Source organism: Shouchella miscanthi (genome assembly GCF_007725405.1).
GTDB lineage: Bacteria > Bacillota > Bacilli > Bacillales > Bacillaceae_D > Shouchella > Shouchella hunanensis.
Genome location: NZ_CP042163.1, coordinates 3,083,340 through 3,100,778, shown reverse-complemented (window position 1 = coordinate 3,100,778; position 17,439 = coordinate 3,083,340). Strand labels below are relative to the sequence as shown.

Sequence of the window (17,439 nt, the reverse complement as noted above, 5' to 3'; positions counted from 1 at the left end):
CAAAGGATGGTATTGTATGTCAGTTGAGACAAATCCAGTAATTGGAGCGGAAGACATTATGAAGCGCTCTGAATTAAATAATGAACCAAAATGGGTCAGTGACCTACGCTTAGCAGCTCTTGAAAAAGTTGAGGCATTGGAGCTACCTAAACCAGACAAAACGAAAATCCACAATTGGGATTTTGTAAACTTCACACAGGATTTAGGACAATCTAAAGTTGTCACTGCTGTAGACGAGCTATCAGCAGAAATTCGTGAATATCTTGATGAAGAAGCAACTGGCAACAGCTTAATCGTTCAAGATAATGCATCAACGGTTTATCAGACAAGTGCACCAGAGTTAAATGAAAAAGGCGTTATTTTTAAAGACCTTGCAACCGCATTTGTTGAGAATGGTGATCTTGTTAAAAAGTATCTTTTCTCTGAAGCAGTTGGACAAGATGAAAATAAATTAACGGCAATGAATGCAGCATTAATGACTGGTGGCGTATTCATTTACGTACCTAAAAATGTCCATGTTGAAGTCCCGCTACAAGCACTTTATGCGTCATCAAGAGAAAATGGTGGTCTTTTTAACCACGTACTTCTTGTTGCAGAAGATAATAGCTCTGTCACTTATGTTGAGAACTATGCAGCATATGGAGACGGCATCAAAGTAGCAAACGTAGTCGCTGAAGTATATGTAGGTGCGGGTGCCCGCGTTTCTTTCGGTGGGGTTGATACCCTTGCTACAGGAACTACAACATATATTGTTCGTCGTGGTCATGTAGAGCGCGATGGTCGTATTGAATGGGCACTTGGTCAAATGAATGATGGCGATACTGTTGCTGATAACACAACGTATTTAGTTGGTGACGGTTCGTTTGCCGATGCGAAGCTTGTCACAATTGGTACAGGCCAGCAGAAACAAAACTTTACAACGCTCATTAAACATTACGGTAAACATTCTGAAGGATACATTCTAAAGCATGGTGTTATGACTGGTCGTGCGCTTGGTATATTTAACGGTATTTCTAAGATTGAAAAAGCAGCGACGAAATCTCATGGGGAGCAAACGGAGCGTGTGTTAATGCTTGGTGAGCGTGCGCGTGGCGATGCAAACCCAATCCTTCTTATTGATGAAGATGATGTAACAGCCGGTCACGCAGCTTCAGTTGGTCGAATTGATCCTTTACAAATGTTCTATCTAATGAGTCGCGGTATTTCTCGGGTTGAAGCAGAGCGTCTTGTCATCCACGGATTCTTAGAGCCAGTTGTCTCTCAATTACCAGTGGAATCAGTTCGTAAACAAATGCGTTCTGTCATCGAGAGAAAGGCACAACGATGAACGCAAAGGAGATAAAGAAGCTTTTTCCAATCCTTGATCAGCATGTGAATGGAAATCCGCTCGTCTATCTCGATAGTGCGGCTACATCACAGAAGCCGATTCAAGTTATTGAAAAGTTAGATGACTATTACCGTCGCTACAACTCGAATGTTCACCGAGGTGTTCATACTCTTGGAACGATGGCAACAGACGAATATGAGGGTGCTCGTGATAAAGTACGAGCATTCCTTAATGCGAATGATACGGCAGAAATTATTTTTACAAGAGGCACTACGACAGCACTTAACTTAGTTGCACAAAGCTATGGGGATGAAAATGTTCGAGAAGGGGACGAAATTGTTATTACGCCAATGGAGCACCACTCAAACATTATTCCATGGCAACAATTAGCTAAACGAACAGGAGCACTATTAAAATACATTCCGCTTCAAAATGACGGCACAATCGCGTTAGCGGATGTTGAAGATGTTGTTACAGAAAAAACAAAAATCGTCTCGGTTATGCACGTATCAAATGTGCTTGGAACGGTAAACCCTATTAAGGAGATTGCCACCATTGCCCATAAGAACGGTGCTATTATGGTCGTTGATGGCGCACAAAGCGCCCCGCATATTAAAGTGGATGTGCAAGACTTAAATTGTGACTTCTTTGCTTTCTCCGGTCACAAATTAGGTGGTCCTACGGGTATCGGTGCTTTATATGGTAAAAAGGCATTACTAGAAAACATGGAGCCGATTGAATTTGGCGGTGAAATGATTGATTTTGTAGGTTTACAAGAATCCACATGGAAAGAGCTTCCTTGGAAATTTGAAGGCGGCACACCCATTATTGCTGGGGCGATTGGCATGGGTGCAGCCATTGATTTTATTACGGATATAGGTTTTAATGAAATTGAACAGCATGAAAAGGAACTAGTTGATTATTCGTTTGACCGGTTGAAGGATCTTCCAGATTTAACGATTTTTGGACCTCGTGACCGTGCTGGTGTTGTTACATTCCAGCTTGGTGACGTACATCCACATGATGTGGCAACGGTATTAGACGCACAAGGTATTGCTGTTCGTGCTGGTCACCACTGTGCACAGCCACTTATGAAATGGTTAAATGTTGTTGCGACAGCGAGAGCAAGCTACTACGTTTATAACACAAAAGAAGATATTGACGCTCTGGCAAACGGTTTAGTCAAGGCAAAGGAGTACTTTAGCGATGTCTTCTCGTGATTTAGATACACTGTATCGCCAAGTGATCATGGATCATTACAAAAACCCACGAAATCGTGGTGAACTTGACGGTGATTCCCTGACAGTCAACTTGAACAACCCTACATGTGGCGACCGTGTTCAAGTACAAATGAAAGTGAAAAATGGTGAGGTTTCAGAAGCGGTTTTTACTGGTGAAGGCTGTTCCATTAGTCTTGCGTCTGCTTCCATGATGACGCAAGCCATTAAGGGACTACCAGTTGAACAAGCATTAAAATTATCACAAATTTTTTCAGATATGATGCAAGGAAAAGACTATGATGAGGAAACGTTTGATCTAGGAGATATCGAAGCATTATCTGGTGTAACGAAGTTTCCGGCACGTATCAAATGTGCCACATTAGCCTGGAAGGCACTTGAACAAGGCTTGAACGATAAACCATCATCATAACTATTAGGAGGGATTCCGAATGGCAAAAAAAATGCCTGATATCGGTGAATACAAATACGGGTTTTCGGATCGTGACGTATCCATTTTCCGTTCTGGACGTGGATTAACAAAAGAGATCGTTGAAGAAATCTCGCGTATGAAGAGCGAACCTAAGTGGATGTTAGACTTCCGTTTAAAATCACTTGAACAATTTTATAAAATGCCAATGCCTCAGTGGGGTGGCGACCTTTCAGAGTTAAACTTTGATGACATTACGTATTACGTTAAAGCCTCAGATAAAACAGAGCGTTCTTGGGATGAAGTTCCGGAAGAAATTAAAAATACGTTTGATAAGCTTGGGATTCCTGAAGCAGAGCAAAAGTATCTTGCAGGTGTGTCGGCTCAGTATGAATCCGAAGTCGTTTATCACAACATGCAGGAAGATCTAGAAAAGCTTGGTGTTGTCTTTAAAGATACAGATTCTGCTTTAAAAGAAAACGAAGACATCTTTAGAGAACATTTTGCTTCTGTCATTCCTGCAGCTGACAATAAGTTCTCTGCATTAAATTCAGCTGTATGGTCTGGTGGCTCATTTATCTATGTGCCTAAAGGCGTAAAAGTGGAAACGCCACTTCAAGCATATTTCCGAATTAACTCAGAGAATATGGGGCAGTTCGAGCGAACACTAATTATTGCGGATGAAGACAGTTCCGTACATTACGTTGAGGGTTGTACAGCCCCAGTTTATACAACAAACTCACTTCACAGTGCAGTTGTTGAAATCATCGTAAAGGATAACGCATATTGCCGTTATACAACGATTCAAAACTGGGCGCCAAACGTATTTAATCTTGTAACAAAGCGTGCGGTTGCTGACAAAGGCGCAACTATGGAATGGGTAGATGGAAACATCGGTTCTAAATTAACAATGAAATACCCAGCCGTTATTATGCGTGGAGAAGGCGCGAAAGGTACAGTTCTTTCCATTGCGATTGCAGGAAAAGGCCAACATCAAGATGCTGGTGCAAAAGTAACGCATCTTGCACCAAACTGTTCGTCTACCATTGTATCGAAATCCATTTCAAAACAAGGTGGAAAAGTAACATACCGTGGAATTTGCCACTTCGGACGTAAATCAGATGGGTCAAAATCTAAGATTGAGTGTGATACGCTCATCATGGATAATGAGTCTACGTCTGATACGATTCCTTATAACGAAATTCTCAATAACAACATTACACTTGAGCATGAAGCAACGGTATCAAAAGTATCTGAGGATCAATTGTTCTATCTTATGAGCCGTGGTCTTGGTGAAGAAGAAGCAACAGAAATGATCGTTATGGGCTTCATTGAGCCATTTACGAAAGAACTTCCAATGGAATATGCCGTTGAAATGAATCGTTTAATCAAGTTTGAGATGGAAGGTTCAATTGGGTAATCTAAAACCTTTTGATAGAAAGAGAAGAGCGAATGCCGTTCTTCTCTTTTTTATGGGAAAAGATGTTTGATCAGCTTTTGCCAATAGAGCTAGTTAGAAGGGTTCTAGTTTTAGCTAGACGAGAGAATCGCATTTCTCTCTTTTTTACGTTAAAATAGAAAAAAACATCTCTGGAGGAACAGAATGTGATATACATTGGTTTAACCGGGTGGGGCGACCATTATTCATTATATGAAGGGGTTAAACCTCATCAGAAACTAGAGACTTATGCTGGTTATTTTCCTATTGTTGAATTGGATTCTAGCTTTTATGCTGTGCAATCGAGAGCATCAATGGAGAAATGGATTCGGGAAACACCCAATTCGTTTAAATTTATTGTGAAAGCTTATCAAGACATTACGGGGCACCAACGTGGTGAATCGCCTTTTTCATCTAGAGATCAAATGTATGAAGCGTTTAAAGATTCGTTAGAGCCATTAATACAGGCGAATAAATTAGCAATGGTTTTATGTCAATTTCCACCGTGGTTTGATGTTACAACAAAACATGTCCATGCGTTACGATTTGTTCGTGAAAAGCTTAGAGATTTTCCGACAGCCCTTGAGTTTCGTCATCATTCATGGTTTGATGCTCCGTATAAAGAGAAGACGTTACAGTATATGCGAGAAGATGATTGGATACATAGTATTTGTGATGAACCTCAAGCTGGTCCGGGCTCCGTCCCTACCATTTTAGAACCGACTACAAAAGAAAAAACGCTTGTGCGATTTCACGGGCGCAATCGTCACGGTTGGAATGGTCCTCGAAACGGTGAGAACTGGCGTGATGTTCGTTATCTCTACGATTACAATCAGCAAGAATTAAAGGAATGGGAAGCAAACTTGCAACGCTTGTCGCAGAAAGTGGATGATGTGTTTGTTGTATTCAATAACAATTCTGGTGGTCATGCGGCTAGCAACGCCCGGTCGCTAATCGGAAATATGAATATCACATACAAAGACTTAGCATCGCGACAGCTTGATTTATTTTAAAAGCTAGGAGAATGATTTGTGTTTATTATCCTTTTTCTTATTGTAGGTTTTATAGCAGGCGCTTTTGGAAGTCTGCTCGGCCTTGGTGGTGGCGTTATTGTCGTTCCCGCTTTATTACTATTGCCAATGGTGTTAGCTGATGTACCTAGCCTAACGTCGCAAGCGGCGGCGGGAACGTCTCTCGCGACAATGATTGTTACTGGCATTTCTTCCGTAATCGCTTATGGGAAACAGCGAACAATGGATGTGAAAAGTGGGTTTATCTTTCTCATTGGTATAGCGCCTGGAGCGATACTAGGGACTTTTGTAAGTCGACTCCTACCCACTGATGCATTCCTTATTTATTTCGGCTTTTTTATGCTGCTTATTGCGTTAAGCTTGTTTTTTCGACCTCAGCAGCATAAAGAAAAAGAGGTAGAGAAAGCTTACTGGCGTACAGGTATTGATGACACAGGAAAGCCGTATGCTTATGGATTTTCTTACCCAACTGCCATTATCATTAGCGTTGTTGTCGGTTTCTTATCGAGTTTATTTGGTGTTGGTGGTGGGGCGATCATGGTTCCTGTTATGATGCTTTTATTCGGTTTTCCAATAAAGATTGCTACTGCCACTGCTATGTTACTTGTCTTATTCTCAGCGATTGTTGGAACGGGTGCTTATGCTTTGGGGGGCATGTTGAATGGTTACTTGTTCTGGCCCTTATTCCAGGCGCCTATTTCGGGGCAAAATGTGGTGCTTGGCTTAACCGCCGTTTACAATCAAACATACTTATCATTGTAATGAGAATTGTCTTTATTGCTCTTGCCATTCAACTAATCATTCAAGGCATCATGTAAACCAGCTTGCTTCAAGGAGGAAACCATCATTACAACGACTATAACCATTTATCATACAAACGATATTCACAGTGGTTTTCAACATTGGGCAAATATCGTTGGGCATATAAAACGTAACCAAAACGAGAACGTCCGTTACGTGGATTTAGGAGACCATGCGGATCGAGCAAACCCAATGACAGAAGCAACAGGAGGTATTGGAAACATTCAGTTACTAAATGAAGCGAATGTAGACTTTGCTACCATTGGTAATAATGAAGGGGTTACGTTCTCGCAAAAAATGTTAGATGATATGTACAGTGAAGCAGACTTTAACGTTATTGTTGCAAACTTGTTTGACCGGAAAACTGGTTTGCGTCCGAGCTGGGCAGTTCCACACCAAATCGATACAATTGCAGGGTTACAAATAGCGTATATTGGCTATACATCCGCGATGACGCATTTTTATGAACAGCTTGGTTGGGATGTGTCTTATTCCATTGAGGGAATTCAAGCACATGTAAATCAATTGAAAGATAAAGTAGATGCAGTAATTCTTCTGTCTCATTTAGGGCTTCCTAAAGACGAACAAATTGCCAATGAAGTCGAAGGGATTACAGCGATCATTGGCGCACACACACACCATAGTTTACAAAATGGGTTAAAAGTGAAAGATACATGGATAACCCAAGCAGGGAAACATGGGATTTTTTTAGGGGAGCTAACGTTAGTATTTGATAACAAGGATGTTATAAGCGTTCAGCCAACATTAATTGACCCGACAAGTTGTAAAGAAGACAAAGGGAGTAAACAGCTTTTAGAATCATTAAATCAAGAGGCTGTGGAGGCACTATCACAACCAATCGTTTCGCTTGTTAAACCTTTTGAAGTAAAATGGTTCGAGCCATCGGTTGCAACACAAGCCTTATGTGATGCCTTAACAGAATGGTGTGAAGAAGAAATTGGAATGATGAATGCTGGTGTATTAATGGAGAGTTTACCAATGGGGGATGTGACATATGGTGATATTCATCGTATTTGTCCACACCCGATCAATCCTTGCATCGTTGAGTTAACAGGGAAGCAGCTAATCGAGACTATACGTCGGGCACAGACAGATGATATTGTAAAGCTAGAGCTAAAAGGCTTTGGATTTCGTGGCAAAGTGTTAGGTCTAATGCTGTTTACTGGTATTACCATTACACCGACAGGGATCCTTGTAAACGGACAAACCATTGCTGAAACGAAGCTTTATCGGTTGGCAACACTTGATATGTACACGTTTGGTTTTTTGTTTCCCCATATTGCCAATGCGGAAATGAAGCACTATTTACTACCAGAGTTTTTACGTGATATTCTGGCAAAATTATTGCAGACAGGAACAAACAAGCTTACTTTTTCATAATGTGTGAAGAAATGAATTGAAAAAGGAGCGATTGTTCCATGATTAATGTTGATCCTATTAGCATTGAAGGAGAAACGTTCTTGGCGATTACCGTTAAGTTGCCAAAGACCAACTTTATGGCAGTAACATGTGATGCAGGCTATATTATGTGCGGAGCATTAGACGTCGCACTGTTAAATGAAAAGTTAAAAGAACGTGGGATTCTTGCTGCTAGAGCAGTAGGTGTCCGTACGATTGAACAGTTATTAGATGCGCCACTTGAATCTGTCACGTTTAAATGCGAAGAATTAGGCATAACAAAAGGGACAATTGGTAAAGAAGCGCTTTTAAAAATGAAACAAGCAGAGTGAAGGGATGAAGCAAACAATGAAGCAGTATTTACAGCTATGCGAGCATGTGCTAACACACGGCTCGCAAAAATCAGATCGGACAGGCACTGGAACAATTAGTACGTTTGGATATCAAATGAGATTTAATCTACAAGAAGGTTTTCCAGTTGTAACAACAAAAAAAGTGCATCTGCGCTCAATTATCCATGAGCTCCTGTGGTTTTTACAAGGTGATACGAATATAAAGTATTTACAAGATAATGGTGTGCGCATTTGGAATGAATGGGCAGATGAAACTGGTGATCTAGGACCTGTTTACGGAAAACAGTGGCGTTCGTGGGAAGGAGCAAACGGAAGAACAGTTGATCAAATAAAAGAAGTGGTGGAGCAAATAAAAACGAACCCTGATTCGCGACGCCTCGTTGTAAATGCATGGAACGTTGCAGAAATTGATGATATGGCACTGGCGCCATGCCACTGTCTCTTTCAATTCTATGTTCAAGATGGAAAGCTTTCCTGCCAGCTTTATCAACGGAGCGCCGATGTCTTTTTAGGGGTGCCGTTTAATATTGCCTCTTACGCGTTATTAACAATGATGATTGCGCAAGTATGTGATTTAGAGCCGGGTGAATTTGTTCATACGTTTGGTGATGCACACCTTTACTCCAATCATATTGAACAAGCAAAATTGCAACTTTCAAGAGAGCCACATCCATTGCCAACAATGAAAATGAACCCAGAAGTGAACGATATCTTCTCGTTTACATTTGATGATTTCGAACTTGTTGGGTATGAAGCGCATCCGCATATAAAAGCAGAGGTGTCTGTATGATTACATTCGTATATGCTCGTGATAAAGCGCATGGCATTGGAAAGAACAATGACATGCCTTGGCATCTTCCTGCCGATTTAAAACATTTCAAACAAACGACAACGGGTAAGACGATTGTGATGGGAAGAAAGACATTTGATTCCATGAATGGACCTTTGCCAAATCGTCGCAACATCGTTTTGACGAGAAATCACTCCTTTGCTGCACCAGATACAGATGTTGTGTATTCGGTGGATGACGTATTAGCGCTCAGTAAAGAACAAGAGATTTTCGTCATCGGTGGTACAGAAATCTTTAAATTGTTTTGGAATCATTGTGATAAACAAATTGTTACCGTTATTGAGGATACATTTGATGCAGACACGTTCGTTCCTGCATTGGAAGAGGATGAGTGGGAGCTCGTAGAAGCCATTGCTGGAACAATGGACGAAAAAAATCGTTACCCCCATGAATACCGTACGTACGTAAGAAAGAGATAAACTTTTAGTTCGAAGCCTAGTCCCTCTTGCATAGAAATCTATAAGAGGGGGTGGGCTATTTTTGCGTAAACGTTATCGATTTCAACCAATTAAAGGCTCTAAGCAATCACAAGCTCCGTTACCTTTTCGCTATGTGCTCCTGTTGTCATTCGTCTTATTTGCAATTCTTTCAATACAAGGGCTTTGGTTTGTTGATTCTCAATTAAGACCAATTATTTCACAAATTGCCCAGCGTGAAATGGAGCGAGTCGCTACGTATACGATTGAACAAGCGATGGCAGAAGAGCTATCCCAAATGGATATGAGTGAGATTTTTATTAAAGAAACGAATAATGATGGACTTGTCGTTTTTCTTGATGTCAACACTCAAAAGTATAATGAGTTAATGGGAAGAGTACAAACCCGTGTTCATGAGGTCATTAATCAAGTACAGCGTGGGGAAGTGAATAGCTATGGCGATGATAACCCGATCGTTGCAACTATTCCTTTAGGTAGAGCGCTAAATAATGCGCTTTTAACCGATGTAGGACCCGGTATTCCAATCCGGTTTGCTTTAATGGGCGATGCGAAAGTACAGATGCGGGACGAGGCAGAGACGCTTGGTATAAACAACACGCGTTTATCTTTTTATGTCAACATTGATGTTAATATGGATGTCATCTTGCCGTTTTCAGAGGTATCAGAGACGATTTCGGTCGAACTACCGGCTGGTTTTGCTTATGTAGCTGGACCAGTGCCTCAATTTTACGGCGGTCAGGGTGGTTTTGGTTATCCTGTTATTGGAGAAGAAGAAATAAAGCAGGATTAGTAAAAATGTCGTAATTTGTCATTGTTTGTTAAAGAATCGTGTGGTAAGATAGAGTACGAATTGAATAGAACACCTCATCTGCTTGATGAGGTAGAGGCGCAAAAAAAATCAGTACACATTTGGAGCTAGAACAGCAATGAACGGTGTGGAAAGGCTTTTTTGCCGAAGCGAAAAGAAATGTTCAGTTCTTTTTAGCTGGGTCGTCATTGAATAAATGGCGGACTGTCACAGGTAACTGTGGAGGACTACTATGGATGGGACTGTTAATTGTTTGAGACAATAATGGATGTATACCATGATTGTCTTTTTTTGTTGAAAACAGTCTCTTAAGGAGAGGTTAGTTATGGAACATATAGGTTGGTTATCACTTGTCCCGCCGATTGTGGCGTTAACGCTAGTGATTTTAACAAGGAAGGTGTTTATATCCTTAGGGATTGCCATCTTAATAGGTGCTTTTATTGCGTATGAGGGCATCATGCAAGCATTCGCAGGTATCTTCCAAACGGTTGTTTCGTTCTTTGTTTCGTTTGAGACACTCGATCAACCAAGCTTTGCTGGGGTTATTGAATCAATGGCGGAAAATGGCGTTTCCATTAATGATTGGGAACTGTATATTATGCTGTTTCTCGTCTTTTTAGGTATTGTTGCAAGTCTTATTACCTTTTCTGGTGGTGGACAAGCCTTTAGCCACTGGGCAGAAAAGCGAATTACAACGAGAAAAGGTTCGTTGTTCCTACCATTTGTTTTAGGCCTTGTTATTTTTATTGATGACTATTTTAATGCATTAACAGTAGGAAACACAAGTCGACCTTTAACCGATCGTTACCGTGTTTCTCGAGCAAAATTGTCCTATATTGTTGACTCCACTTCAGCTCCAATTTGTGTCATTGCACCAATGTCAAGCTGGGGAGCGTATATTATTGGGATTTTCGCTTCCATTTTTGCGGCGAATCAAATTATAGAATTTAGTCCTTTACAAGCATTTATTTACACGATCCCTATCAATTTTTATGCGTTAATTGCTCTTATTTTTATCATACTTGTTATTGTCTTTAATATTGATGTTGGCGCAATGAAAAAACATGAAGACCGAGCCAAAAAAGAAAATCAGTTAACAGATCCAACTAAAGGAGAGGTTCCTGGTAGCTTATCAGCCGATTTAGCAATGGCTAACGGTCGTGTCTCTCAGCTGTTTATTCCTATTCTTGTACTCGTTATAGCAACGATTGGGATGATGCTTTATACAGGAGCTCAAGGAGCAAGTAGTGATGGTTTAGATGTTACAATCTTAACAGTCATGGAGTATACGGATATTGGCTTATCATTATTAATTGGAAGTGTCATTGGACTGGCTGTAACCATCGGAATGACCGTTATGGCGCGACCGAAAAAGAGTGATTTCGGTAAAGCTGTAATGGCAGGTATTCAATCGATGTTACCTGCAGTTGGCATTTTAGTGCTTGCCTGGACAACGATTGAAATGATTGGCTTATTAGGCACAGGAAATTACCTAGCTTCCTTAATTGATCAATCGATTCATCCAGGATTTTTACCTGTTTTACTATTCTTAGTTGCTGCCTTTTCGGGATTAGCCACAGGTACTTCATGGGGAACATTTGGGATGCTGCTTCCAATTGCAGCTCAAATTGCGGTTGTTGTTGAGCCAACTATGCTCATTCCTATGCTTGCGGCGGTATTAGCTGGTTCCATTTTTGGAGACCATATTTCACCTATTTCCGACACGACGATTCTATCAGCGGCAGGTTCAGGTGCTCATCATATGGATCACGTCATCACTCAGCTGCCTTATGCTATTCTTACAGCTGTTCTTGCAACAATTGCCTTCTTTATCCTTGGTTTTCTTGGAGCAGTTGTTGCCTGGATAGTAGTTGGTATACTGCTTGCTGTTACCGTCTTTATTTTACAACGCATAAGTAAAAAAGAAACAGCGACCTCATAAAAAAGCAAAGCGCATGCGCTTTGCTTTTATTTTTTTGCTTGTTTAGCTGCTCGCTCCCATTGTTTTAATGATGGAAATGGGTCAAACGACCATTCTGTAATACCATTATCTCGATACATACCATAATGCAAGTGTGGTGGAAATTTCCCTTGTGTACCGGGTTTTCCATAACCAGATGAACCGCAATAACCGATTAGTTGACCAGCCTCTATAATGGTACCTTTTTCGATTCCTTTTTCAAATCCACTTAAATGAGCGTAATAATGATAAATATTATCTAAATCGCGAATACCGACACGCCAACCGCCATAAGGGTTCCAGCCAATCGTTTCAACAATGCCATAAGATGAAGACTGAATTGGGACTTGGTAATTAGCAAAAATGTCCGTTCCTTCATGGATACGTCTACCACCCCAACCTCGTCTATCTCCCCAAGTACTCCGGTAACTATAATTGTGATGGAGAGGCATAACGAACGCATGTTTATGAAGGTCTAACGTTTGATAATGCTGGTATACTTTTGCATGACCAGCTACAATATTAACGCTCTGTTCTCGTTGATAAAAATGCCATAATGCTATTCGGAAATCTTCTTCCGTTAAACCATACGATTCTAAATAACGAGCAAGTGTGTATAGAACATCTTCGTCGTCTGTCAAAAGTGCCTTGCCATCACCGTTTCCATCTAAGCCGATGCCTTCAAATAGGCTAATTGTGTCTGGACTTTCGTCATCTTGATTAGGGTTTAAAGGACCAACCCAATCTTCTTTAGCATAATAAATAGAGATAAAGCCATCTGCATCTGCTCGGTCTCGCCTTGCTTTTCGTAATCCTCGTTCATATGAATCAACTGCAGCTAAATAATACCAAGGTACATTTGTGATGGTTTCCATTTTATGATATAACGCTTCGCGTTCCGTGTATGGATTGACTGTTTCTTCCGCATGAGCTTCACTACTTATCGTATGAAAACAAAAGACAAGCACAAGTACGATACTTATTGTGGATCGAAAAGTAGCCATTTGTATCCTCCTTCGTAGGCTTTTGCTTAGTTTCCTACTGTCGAAGAAAAAAATTACAACAAAAACTTGCCATTTTGTGTAGAAATTTTGCTAATCGCCATTGGTCAATGATGGAAAATCATGTTACGATTAATTAGAAAAAAAGAATTTTCCCAAAGAAGGGACGTTTTTGAATGGCAGAAAAAAACGATACGCATGTCCGTAAACCAGATTGGTTAAAAATTAAACTCAATACCAATGAATCGTATACAGGTTTAAAAAAGATGATGCGAGAAAAGAAGCTACATACGGTTTGTGAAGAAGCGCGTTGTCCCAATATTCATGAGTGTTGGGCTGTACGAAAAACAGCGACATTTATGATATTAGGAGATATTTGCACACGAGGTTGTCGTTTTTGTGCGGTTAAAACGGGCCTACCGACAGAATTAGACCTAGAAGAGCCGGAACGTGTAGCAGATTCAGTGGAAACAATGGGTCTTAAGCATGTCGTCATCACTGCAGTTGCTCGTGATGACCTAAAGGATGGTGGAGCATTTGTATTTGCGGAGACAGTTCGAGCGATTCGTCGCAAAAATCCTTTCTGCACAATAGAAGTGTTACCGTCGGATATGCTTGGAAATGAACAAAGTTTACAAACGTTAATGGACGCTAGACCAAACATTATGAATCATAATATAGAAACAGTTCGCCGCCTAACACCAAAAGTACGTGCTCGAGCAAAGTATGATCGCACATTAGAATTTTTAAGTCGAGCAAAAGCGATGCATGCAGATATTCCTACGAAGTCAAGCCTTATGATTGGTCTTGGTGAAACAAAAGAAGAAATCATTGAAACGATGGATGATTTGCGTGCAAATGATGTTGATATAGTAACAATTGGTCAATACTTACAACCAACCAAAAAACACCTTAACGTAATTAAATATTACCATCCTGATGAGTTTGCTGAATTAAAAGAGATTGCGTTAAGTAAGGGATTTAGTCATTGTGAAGCTGGCCCGCTAGTGCGTTCTTCTTATCATGCCGATGAGCAAGTAAACCAAGCGCAAGTTAACATGGAAGCAAAAAAAGTTCAAAATGAAACACACATTCACAATTAAATTGCTAACAAAGAACCATGCGGAAAGCATGGTTCTTTCTTAATGTTGTTCGCGTAAGGCTTTTTGCTTGTCCCGCATAATATCCATATCTTCATCCATGCCTAGATCAACATCACCTTGAGGGTCTTGCTTAAGTTCTTCAATCGTATCTTCTAATAAGGATGCATAATCCGCATTGCCTGCAGTCATATTCTGATAACGTTCAATATCCTTTATATGCGTAGGATCATTAGACACATACACATCGTAAAAGCTAGGCACGACGGATAGCGCAGTACGTTTCACCTGATCCGCAACCATGTTATCTTTTTGGTTATTTTGCTGCTCATACACTGCAAGCACGTATTTATCAGTAACAAGTACGGCTGCTTCCTCAATGGCAGGGTTGTCAACAATCATTCGTGAGATGCCTTCCGCTAACATATCACGGTTCACGACTAAAGCGCCTGCTTGGTCGTTATTATGCTGCATCTCTTCGTAAGTGTGGCGAGAAAAACCGTAGCCACGCTCCATTAGATTTGAATCATATTCTGTCCCACGTGCGGTTTGCTGTGCTTCATTTGTCTGGTACATGCCTTGTTGTGACGTTTGATTACATGCCGTTAACATACTGACGGCAACAAGTAGCGTCATGATAATTCTCATGATCATCCCCCATTTGATAAATAGTCTTGCTCTTTTACTATTCCACATGGGTCGTTAAACTAGTGGTAACAAATAATGGGTTGAGAAAGAGGAAAGACTACAGAGAAATGTGAGCAAATATGTTAAACTAAGGCTATAACTTTTTGAAGAAGTGAATTGAGGTGGTTTAGATGTTAACCATTTGTGGGCAACATTATGAAGTTGTTCAAGACGAAAAAGAAGGCTGGGACGAAGAAGCTTTTAAAGCGCGTTATAGTGATGTCTTAACTAAATACGATTACATTGTCGGTGATTGGGGTTACAATCAACTTCGTCTTCGTGGTTTTTTCGAAGACAAAAATAAAAAATCAACGTTTGATAAAAAAATAAGTACGCTACCGGATTATTTGTATGAATACTGTAATTTTGGCTGTGCCTATTTTGTTGTAAAACGAGTAAATAATTAAGAAATAAGCTCATCGACTTAGCCGACAAGCTTGTACATTTTATTCATCATGGGTTGGGTGATGGCTTGGATATTTTCGTGGCTGATGAGCGTGTTGGTCTTTGTCATTGTAGTTAAAAGCACTGTATTCTCGCTGATCCTTTTCCCACGGTGTTGATTTATTTTCAACTGGAGTATCTTTATGAATGGGTGAACCGTAAGGCCCTTCAGGGGTTGCTTCTGGAACAATATATTGATGAGAAGCTTCTACATTTTTGAAGTCATGGTAGTCGTCTTTTTTTGCCATTCGATCTCCTCCTTTAAGAACATTATGCCCAGAAGCGAAAGAAAACATAAAACGATCAGGAGGAATGATTGTGTATTTTGTTGACAGAAAACGGATTGAACAAGTTCTTACATACATGGAAGAGGTAACGCAATTTTTAGAGGTCGAACCTTTACAAACAGATAAAAAAAGTGGACTTGCTCTTGAGCGTGCCGTAGCCGTTTTAATTGAATCCATCATTGATGTAGGGAATCAGCTCATTGATGGCTTTATTATGCGTGATCCTGGAGGGTATGAAGATATTATTGATATACTCGAGGATGAAAACGTTATTACTGTCCAAGAATGTGATGAATTGAAAAAAATCGTCCAATTACGAAAAACACTGGCGTACGAATATACGACAATTGATCATCAGCATCTTTATCAAACGATAACAGAACAGCTAACTGGAGTAAAACGCTTTCCAATTGCTGTACGCGCGTATTTAAAAAATGAACTAGGTGTCATTACGGCCTTTATCCCGGAGGAACAATAAAGATGCTCAGTCAATATGAAAGTTATTTATTTGATTTGGATGGCACTGTTTACAATGGAGAAAAACCAATTGATAGTGCCATTTCGTTTATTACTAAACTGAATCAGCAGGGCATTCCGTATGGATTTATTACAAATAATTCAACAAAAACACCAGAACAGGTAGCGGATAAGCTTCGCAAATTTGGACTTTATGTTGAAACAAATCAAATTGTAACATCTGCTTTAGCAACAGCACTATATGTTAAAAAAAAGATAAAAAAAGCTCGCGTGTTTATCGTTGGAGAAGAAGGGTTAGAAACGGCTTTTTCAACGTTTGTTAAAGATGAAACGCAGCCGGATGCAGTCATTGTTGGCCTTGATCGACACATCACATATGAGAAGATGAGCCAAGCCGCGCGTTTAGTAAAAGAGGGAGCTCTTTTTATTGCCACGAATCCAGATCGCATGTTGCCATCTTCAAATGGGCTTGTGTGTGGAAATGGCGCAATTGTTGCTGCCATTTCATATGCTGCGCAGAAAGAGCCAGTAACAATTGGAAAGCCAAATAAAGAAATCATCACAATGGCATTAGAGCAACTCCAGTTTCGAAAAGACAAAACCATTTTAGTTGGCGACAATTATGAAACAGATATTAGGACAGGTATTGACGCTGGTATGTCCACCTTGCACGTAAAGACAGGTGTCACCCTCGATTGTTCTAGCTATGAAAACCAACCAACCTTTTCAATTTCCTCTTTAGATCGCTGGCAATTGGAAGAGGTTTAAACAAAATGTATAAGACATGAGGAAAAGACGATTCGCTCTACGAGTTGAGGAATCGTCTTTTTTTTGCATTGAATACTCCGGGACGTATGCGTCGTTTCTTTTATTCCGTGTTTGCCTTTCGATGGGCTAAACGGCTAGATGCTGCTGCGGCTATAGCACCAACAATATCATCTAAAAAGGTGTGACATAAGGGTGAATGCTTATCATTTAACTTTTTAATAATGCCAGGTTTCATTTTATCCACGTAACCATAGTTAGTAAAGCCGATTGATCCATAAACATTTACAATGGATAGGGCAATGATTTCATCAATTCCGTATAAACCTTCATCTCTTGCTAAAATCGATTGAAGTGGTTCATCGAGCAGTTTCTTCTCCGTTAATTTATCAAGTTGAATACCAGTGATAATGGCATTCTGAACCTCCCTTTTTGATAAAACCCGATCAATATTTTCAATACATGCTTCAATCGTTAAAGCAGGATGGTAATGGCTTTGTAGCTCATAAACAAGTTCTGCGATTTCCTCTATTGGAACTCCTCGTTCTACTAAAAGATCCCGAGCTGTTCTTTCGACAGAATCCATATGATCCCCCATCTCTCTTGC

20 protein-coding genes and 1 riboswitch are annotated in these 17,439 nt (G+C 40.3%); of the genes, 16 read left to right on the top strand and 4 right to left on the bottom strand.

Annotated features, from left to right (window positions below):
• Window positions 1–16: 16 nt before the first annotated feature.
• The 12 genes from sufD (at window position 17) to FPV17_RS15710 (ending at window position 12,053) form a co-directional block, all read left to right on the top strand.
• A complete protein-coding gene (sufD, locus tag FPV17_RS15765; RefSeq protein ID WP_144559426.1) occupies window positions 17–1,327 on the top strand; it encodes a Fe-S cluster assembly protein SufD in 1,311 nt (436 codons plus the stop codon).
• Complete coding sequence (locus FPV17_RS15760; protein ID WP_035398609.1) at window positions 1,324–2,547, top strand: cysteine desulfurase; 1,224 nt, start codon at window positions 1,324–1,326, stop codon at window positions 2,545–2,547. Before sufD ends, FPV17_RS15760 begins: the two co-directional genes overlap by 4 nt.
• Entirely contained in the window at window positions 2,534–2,977 is a 444-nt protein-coding gene (gene sufU / locus FPV17_RS15755; RefSeq protein ID WP_035398611.1) for a Fe-S cluster assembly sulfur transfer protein SufU, read from the top strand. The genes FPV17_RS15760 and sufU overlap by 14 nt, the downstream gene beginning before the upstream one ends.
• Before the next feature lie 19 nt (window positions 2,978–2,996).
• A complete protein-coding gene (gene sufB / locus FPV17_RS15750; RefSeq protein WP_035398621.1) occupies window positions 2,997–4,394 on the top strand; it encodes a Fe-S cluster assembly protein SufB in 1,398 nt (465 codons plus the stop codon).
• 185 nt (window positions 4,395–4,579) lie between these two features.
• Window positions 4,580–5,425, top strand: a complete 846-nt coding sequence (locus FPV17_RS15745) for a DUF72 domain-containing protein (RefSeq protein ID WP_035398622.1) — start codon at window positions 4,580–4,582, stop codon at window positions 5,423–5,425.
• 18 nt (window positions 5,426–5,443) lie between these two features.
• Window positions 5,444–6,205 (top strand): sulfite exporter TauE/SafE family protein, encoded by a 762-nt coding sequence (locus FPV17_RS15740; protein WP_246117046.1) that lies wholly within the window; start codon window positions 5,444–5,446, stop codon window positions 6,203–6,205.
• Between the two features lie 81 nt (window positions 6,206–6,286).
• Complete coding sequence (locus FPV17_RS15735; RefSeq protein ID WP_246117214.1) at window positions 6,287–7,645, top strand: bifunctional metallophosphatase/5'-nucleotidase; 1,359 nt, start codon at window positions 6,287–6,289, stop codon at window positions 7,643–7,645.
• Between the two features lie 38 nt (window positions 7,646–7,683).
• Window positions 7,684–7,995, top strand: a complete 312-nt coding sequence (locus FPV17_RS15730) for a YunC family protein (RefSeq protein ID WP_035398624.1) — start codon at window positions 7,684–7,686, stop codon at window positions 7,993–7,995.
• Window positions 7,996–8,011: 16 nt separating this feature from the next.
• A complete protein-coding gene (locus FPV17_RS15725; protein ID WP_144560507.1) occupies window positions 8,012–8,806 on the top strand; it encodes a thymidylate synthase in 795 nt (264 codons plus the stop codon).
• The gene (locus FPV17_RS15720) at window positions 8,803–9,285 is read left to right on the top strand and encodes a dihydrofolate reductase (protein ID WP_035398625.1); all 483 of its coding nucleotides are present in this window, start codon (window positions 8,803–8,805) and stop codon (window positions 9,283–9,285) included. The genes FPV17_RS15725 and FPV17_RS15720 overlap by 4 nt, the downstream gene beginning before the upstream one ends.
• A 61-nt stretch (window positions 9,286–9,346) precedes the next feature.
• A complete protein-coding gene (gene yunB, locus FPV17_RS15715) occupies window positions 9,347–10,093 on the top strand; it encodes a sporulation protein YunB (protein ID WP_060703728.1) in 747 nt (248 codons plus the stop codon).
• 83 nt (window positions 10,094–10,176) lie between these two features.
• A riboswitch (Lysine riboswitch) is annotated at window positions 10,177–10,349 on the top strand.
• 87 nt (window positions 10,350–10,436) lie between these two features.
• Entirely contained in the window at window positions 10,437–12,053 is a 1,617-nt protein-coding gene (locus FPV17_RS15710; protein ID WP_144559423.1) for a Na+/H+ antiporter NhaC family protein, read from the top strand.
• A gap of 26 nt (window positions 12,054–12,079) precedes the next feature.
• Here FPV17_RS15710 and FPV17_RS15705 read toward each other — a convergent pair whose 3' ends face one another.
• Complete coding sequence (locus FPV17_RS15705) at window positions 12,080–13,075, bottom strand: M23 family metallopeptidase (protein WP_144559422.1); 996 nt, start codon at window positions 13,073–13,075, stop codon at window positions 12,080–12,082.
• 173 nt (window positions 13,076–13,248) lie between these two features.
• Between FPV17_RS15705 and lipA the strand changes: the two genes are divergently transcribed.
• Window positions 13,249–14,175 (top strand): lipoyl synthase, encoded by a 927-nt coding sequence (gene lipA, locus FPV17_RS15700; protein ID WP_144559421.1) that lies wholly within the window; start codon window positions 13,249–13,251, stop codon window positions 14,173–14,175.
• A 39-nt stretch (window positions 14,176–14,214) separates the two neighbouring features.
• On the opposite strand, the gene FPV17_RS15695 is transcribed toward lipA, so the two are convergent.
• Window positions 14,215–14,820, bottom strand: coding sequence for a YhcN/YlaJ family sporulation lipoprotein (locus tag FPV17_RS15695; protein WP_052008317.1), 606 nt, complete (start codon window positions 14,818–14,820; stop codon window positions 14,215–14,217).
• 170 nt (window positions 14,821–14,990) lie between these two features.
• Between FPV17_RS15695 and FPV17_RS15690 the strand changes: the two genes are divergently transcribed.
• Complete coding sequence (locus FPV17_RS15690) at window positions 14,991–15,266, top strand: YutD family protein (protein ID WP_038482440.1); 276 nt, start codon at window positions 14,991–14,993, stop codon at window positions 15,264–15,266.
• A gap of 39 nt (window positions 15,267–15,305) precedes the next feature.
• Here the strand turns inward: FPV17_RS15690 and FPV17_RS15685 are convergent, their stop codons facing one another.
• The gene (locus FPV17_RS15685; protein ID WP_038482437.1) at window positions 15,306–15,551 is read right to left on the bottom strand and encodes a hypothetical protein; all 246 of its coding nucleotides are present in this window, start codon (window positions 15,549–15,551) and stop codon (window positions 15,306–15,308) included.
• A 70-nt stretch (window positions 15,552–15,621) separates the two neighbouring features.
• Here FPV17_RS15685 and hepT point away from each other — a divergent pair, with 70 nt between their 5' ends.
• Together hepT and FPV17_RS15675 are read left to right on the top strand one after the other, a co-directional pair.
• A complete protein-coding gene (hepT, locus tag FPV17_RS15680; RefSeq protein ID WP_035398294.1) occupies window positions 15,622–16,068 on the top strand; it encodes a type VII toxin-antitoxin system HepT family RNase toxin in 447 nt (148 codons plus the stop codon).
• Window positions 16,069–16,070: 2 nt separating this feature from the next.
• Entirely contained in the window at window positions 16,071–16,835 is a 765-nt protein-coding gene (locus FPV17_RS15675; protein WP_035398291.1) for a TIGR01457 family HAD-type hydrolase, read from the top strand.
• A 100-nt stretch (window positions 16,836–16,935) separates the two neighbouring features.
• Here the strand turns inward: FPV17_RS15675 and FPV17_RS15670 are convergent, their stop codons facing one another.
• On the bottom strand, window positions 16,936–17,418 hold the full coding sequence (locus tag FPV17_RS15670; protein ID WP_144559420.1) for a phosphatidylglycerophosphatase A family protein: 483 nt from the start codon (window positions 17,416–17,418) through the stop codon (window positions 16,936–16,938).
• Window positions 17,419–17,439 lie beyond the last annotated feature (21 nt).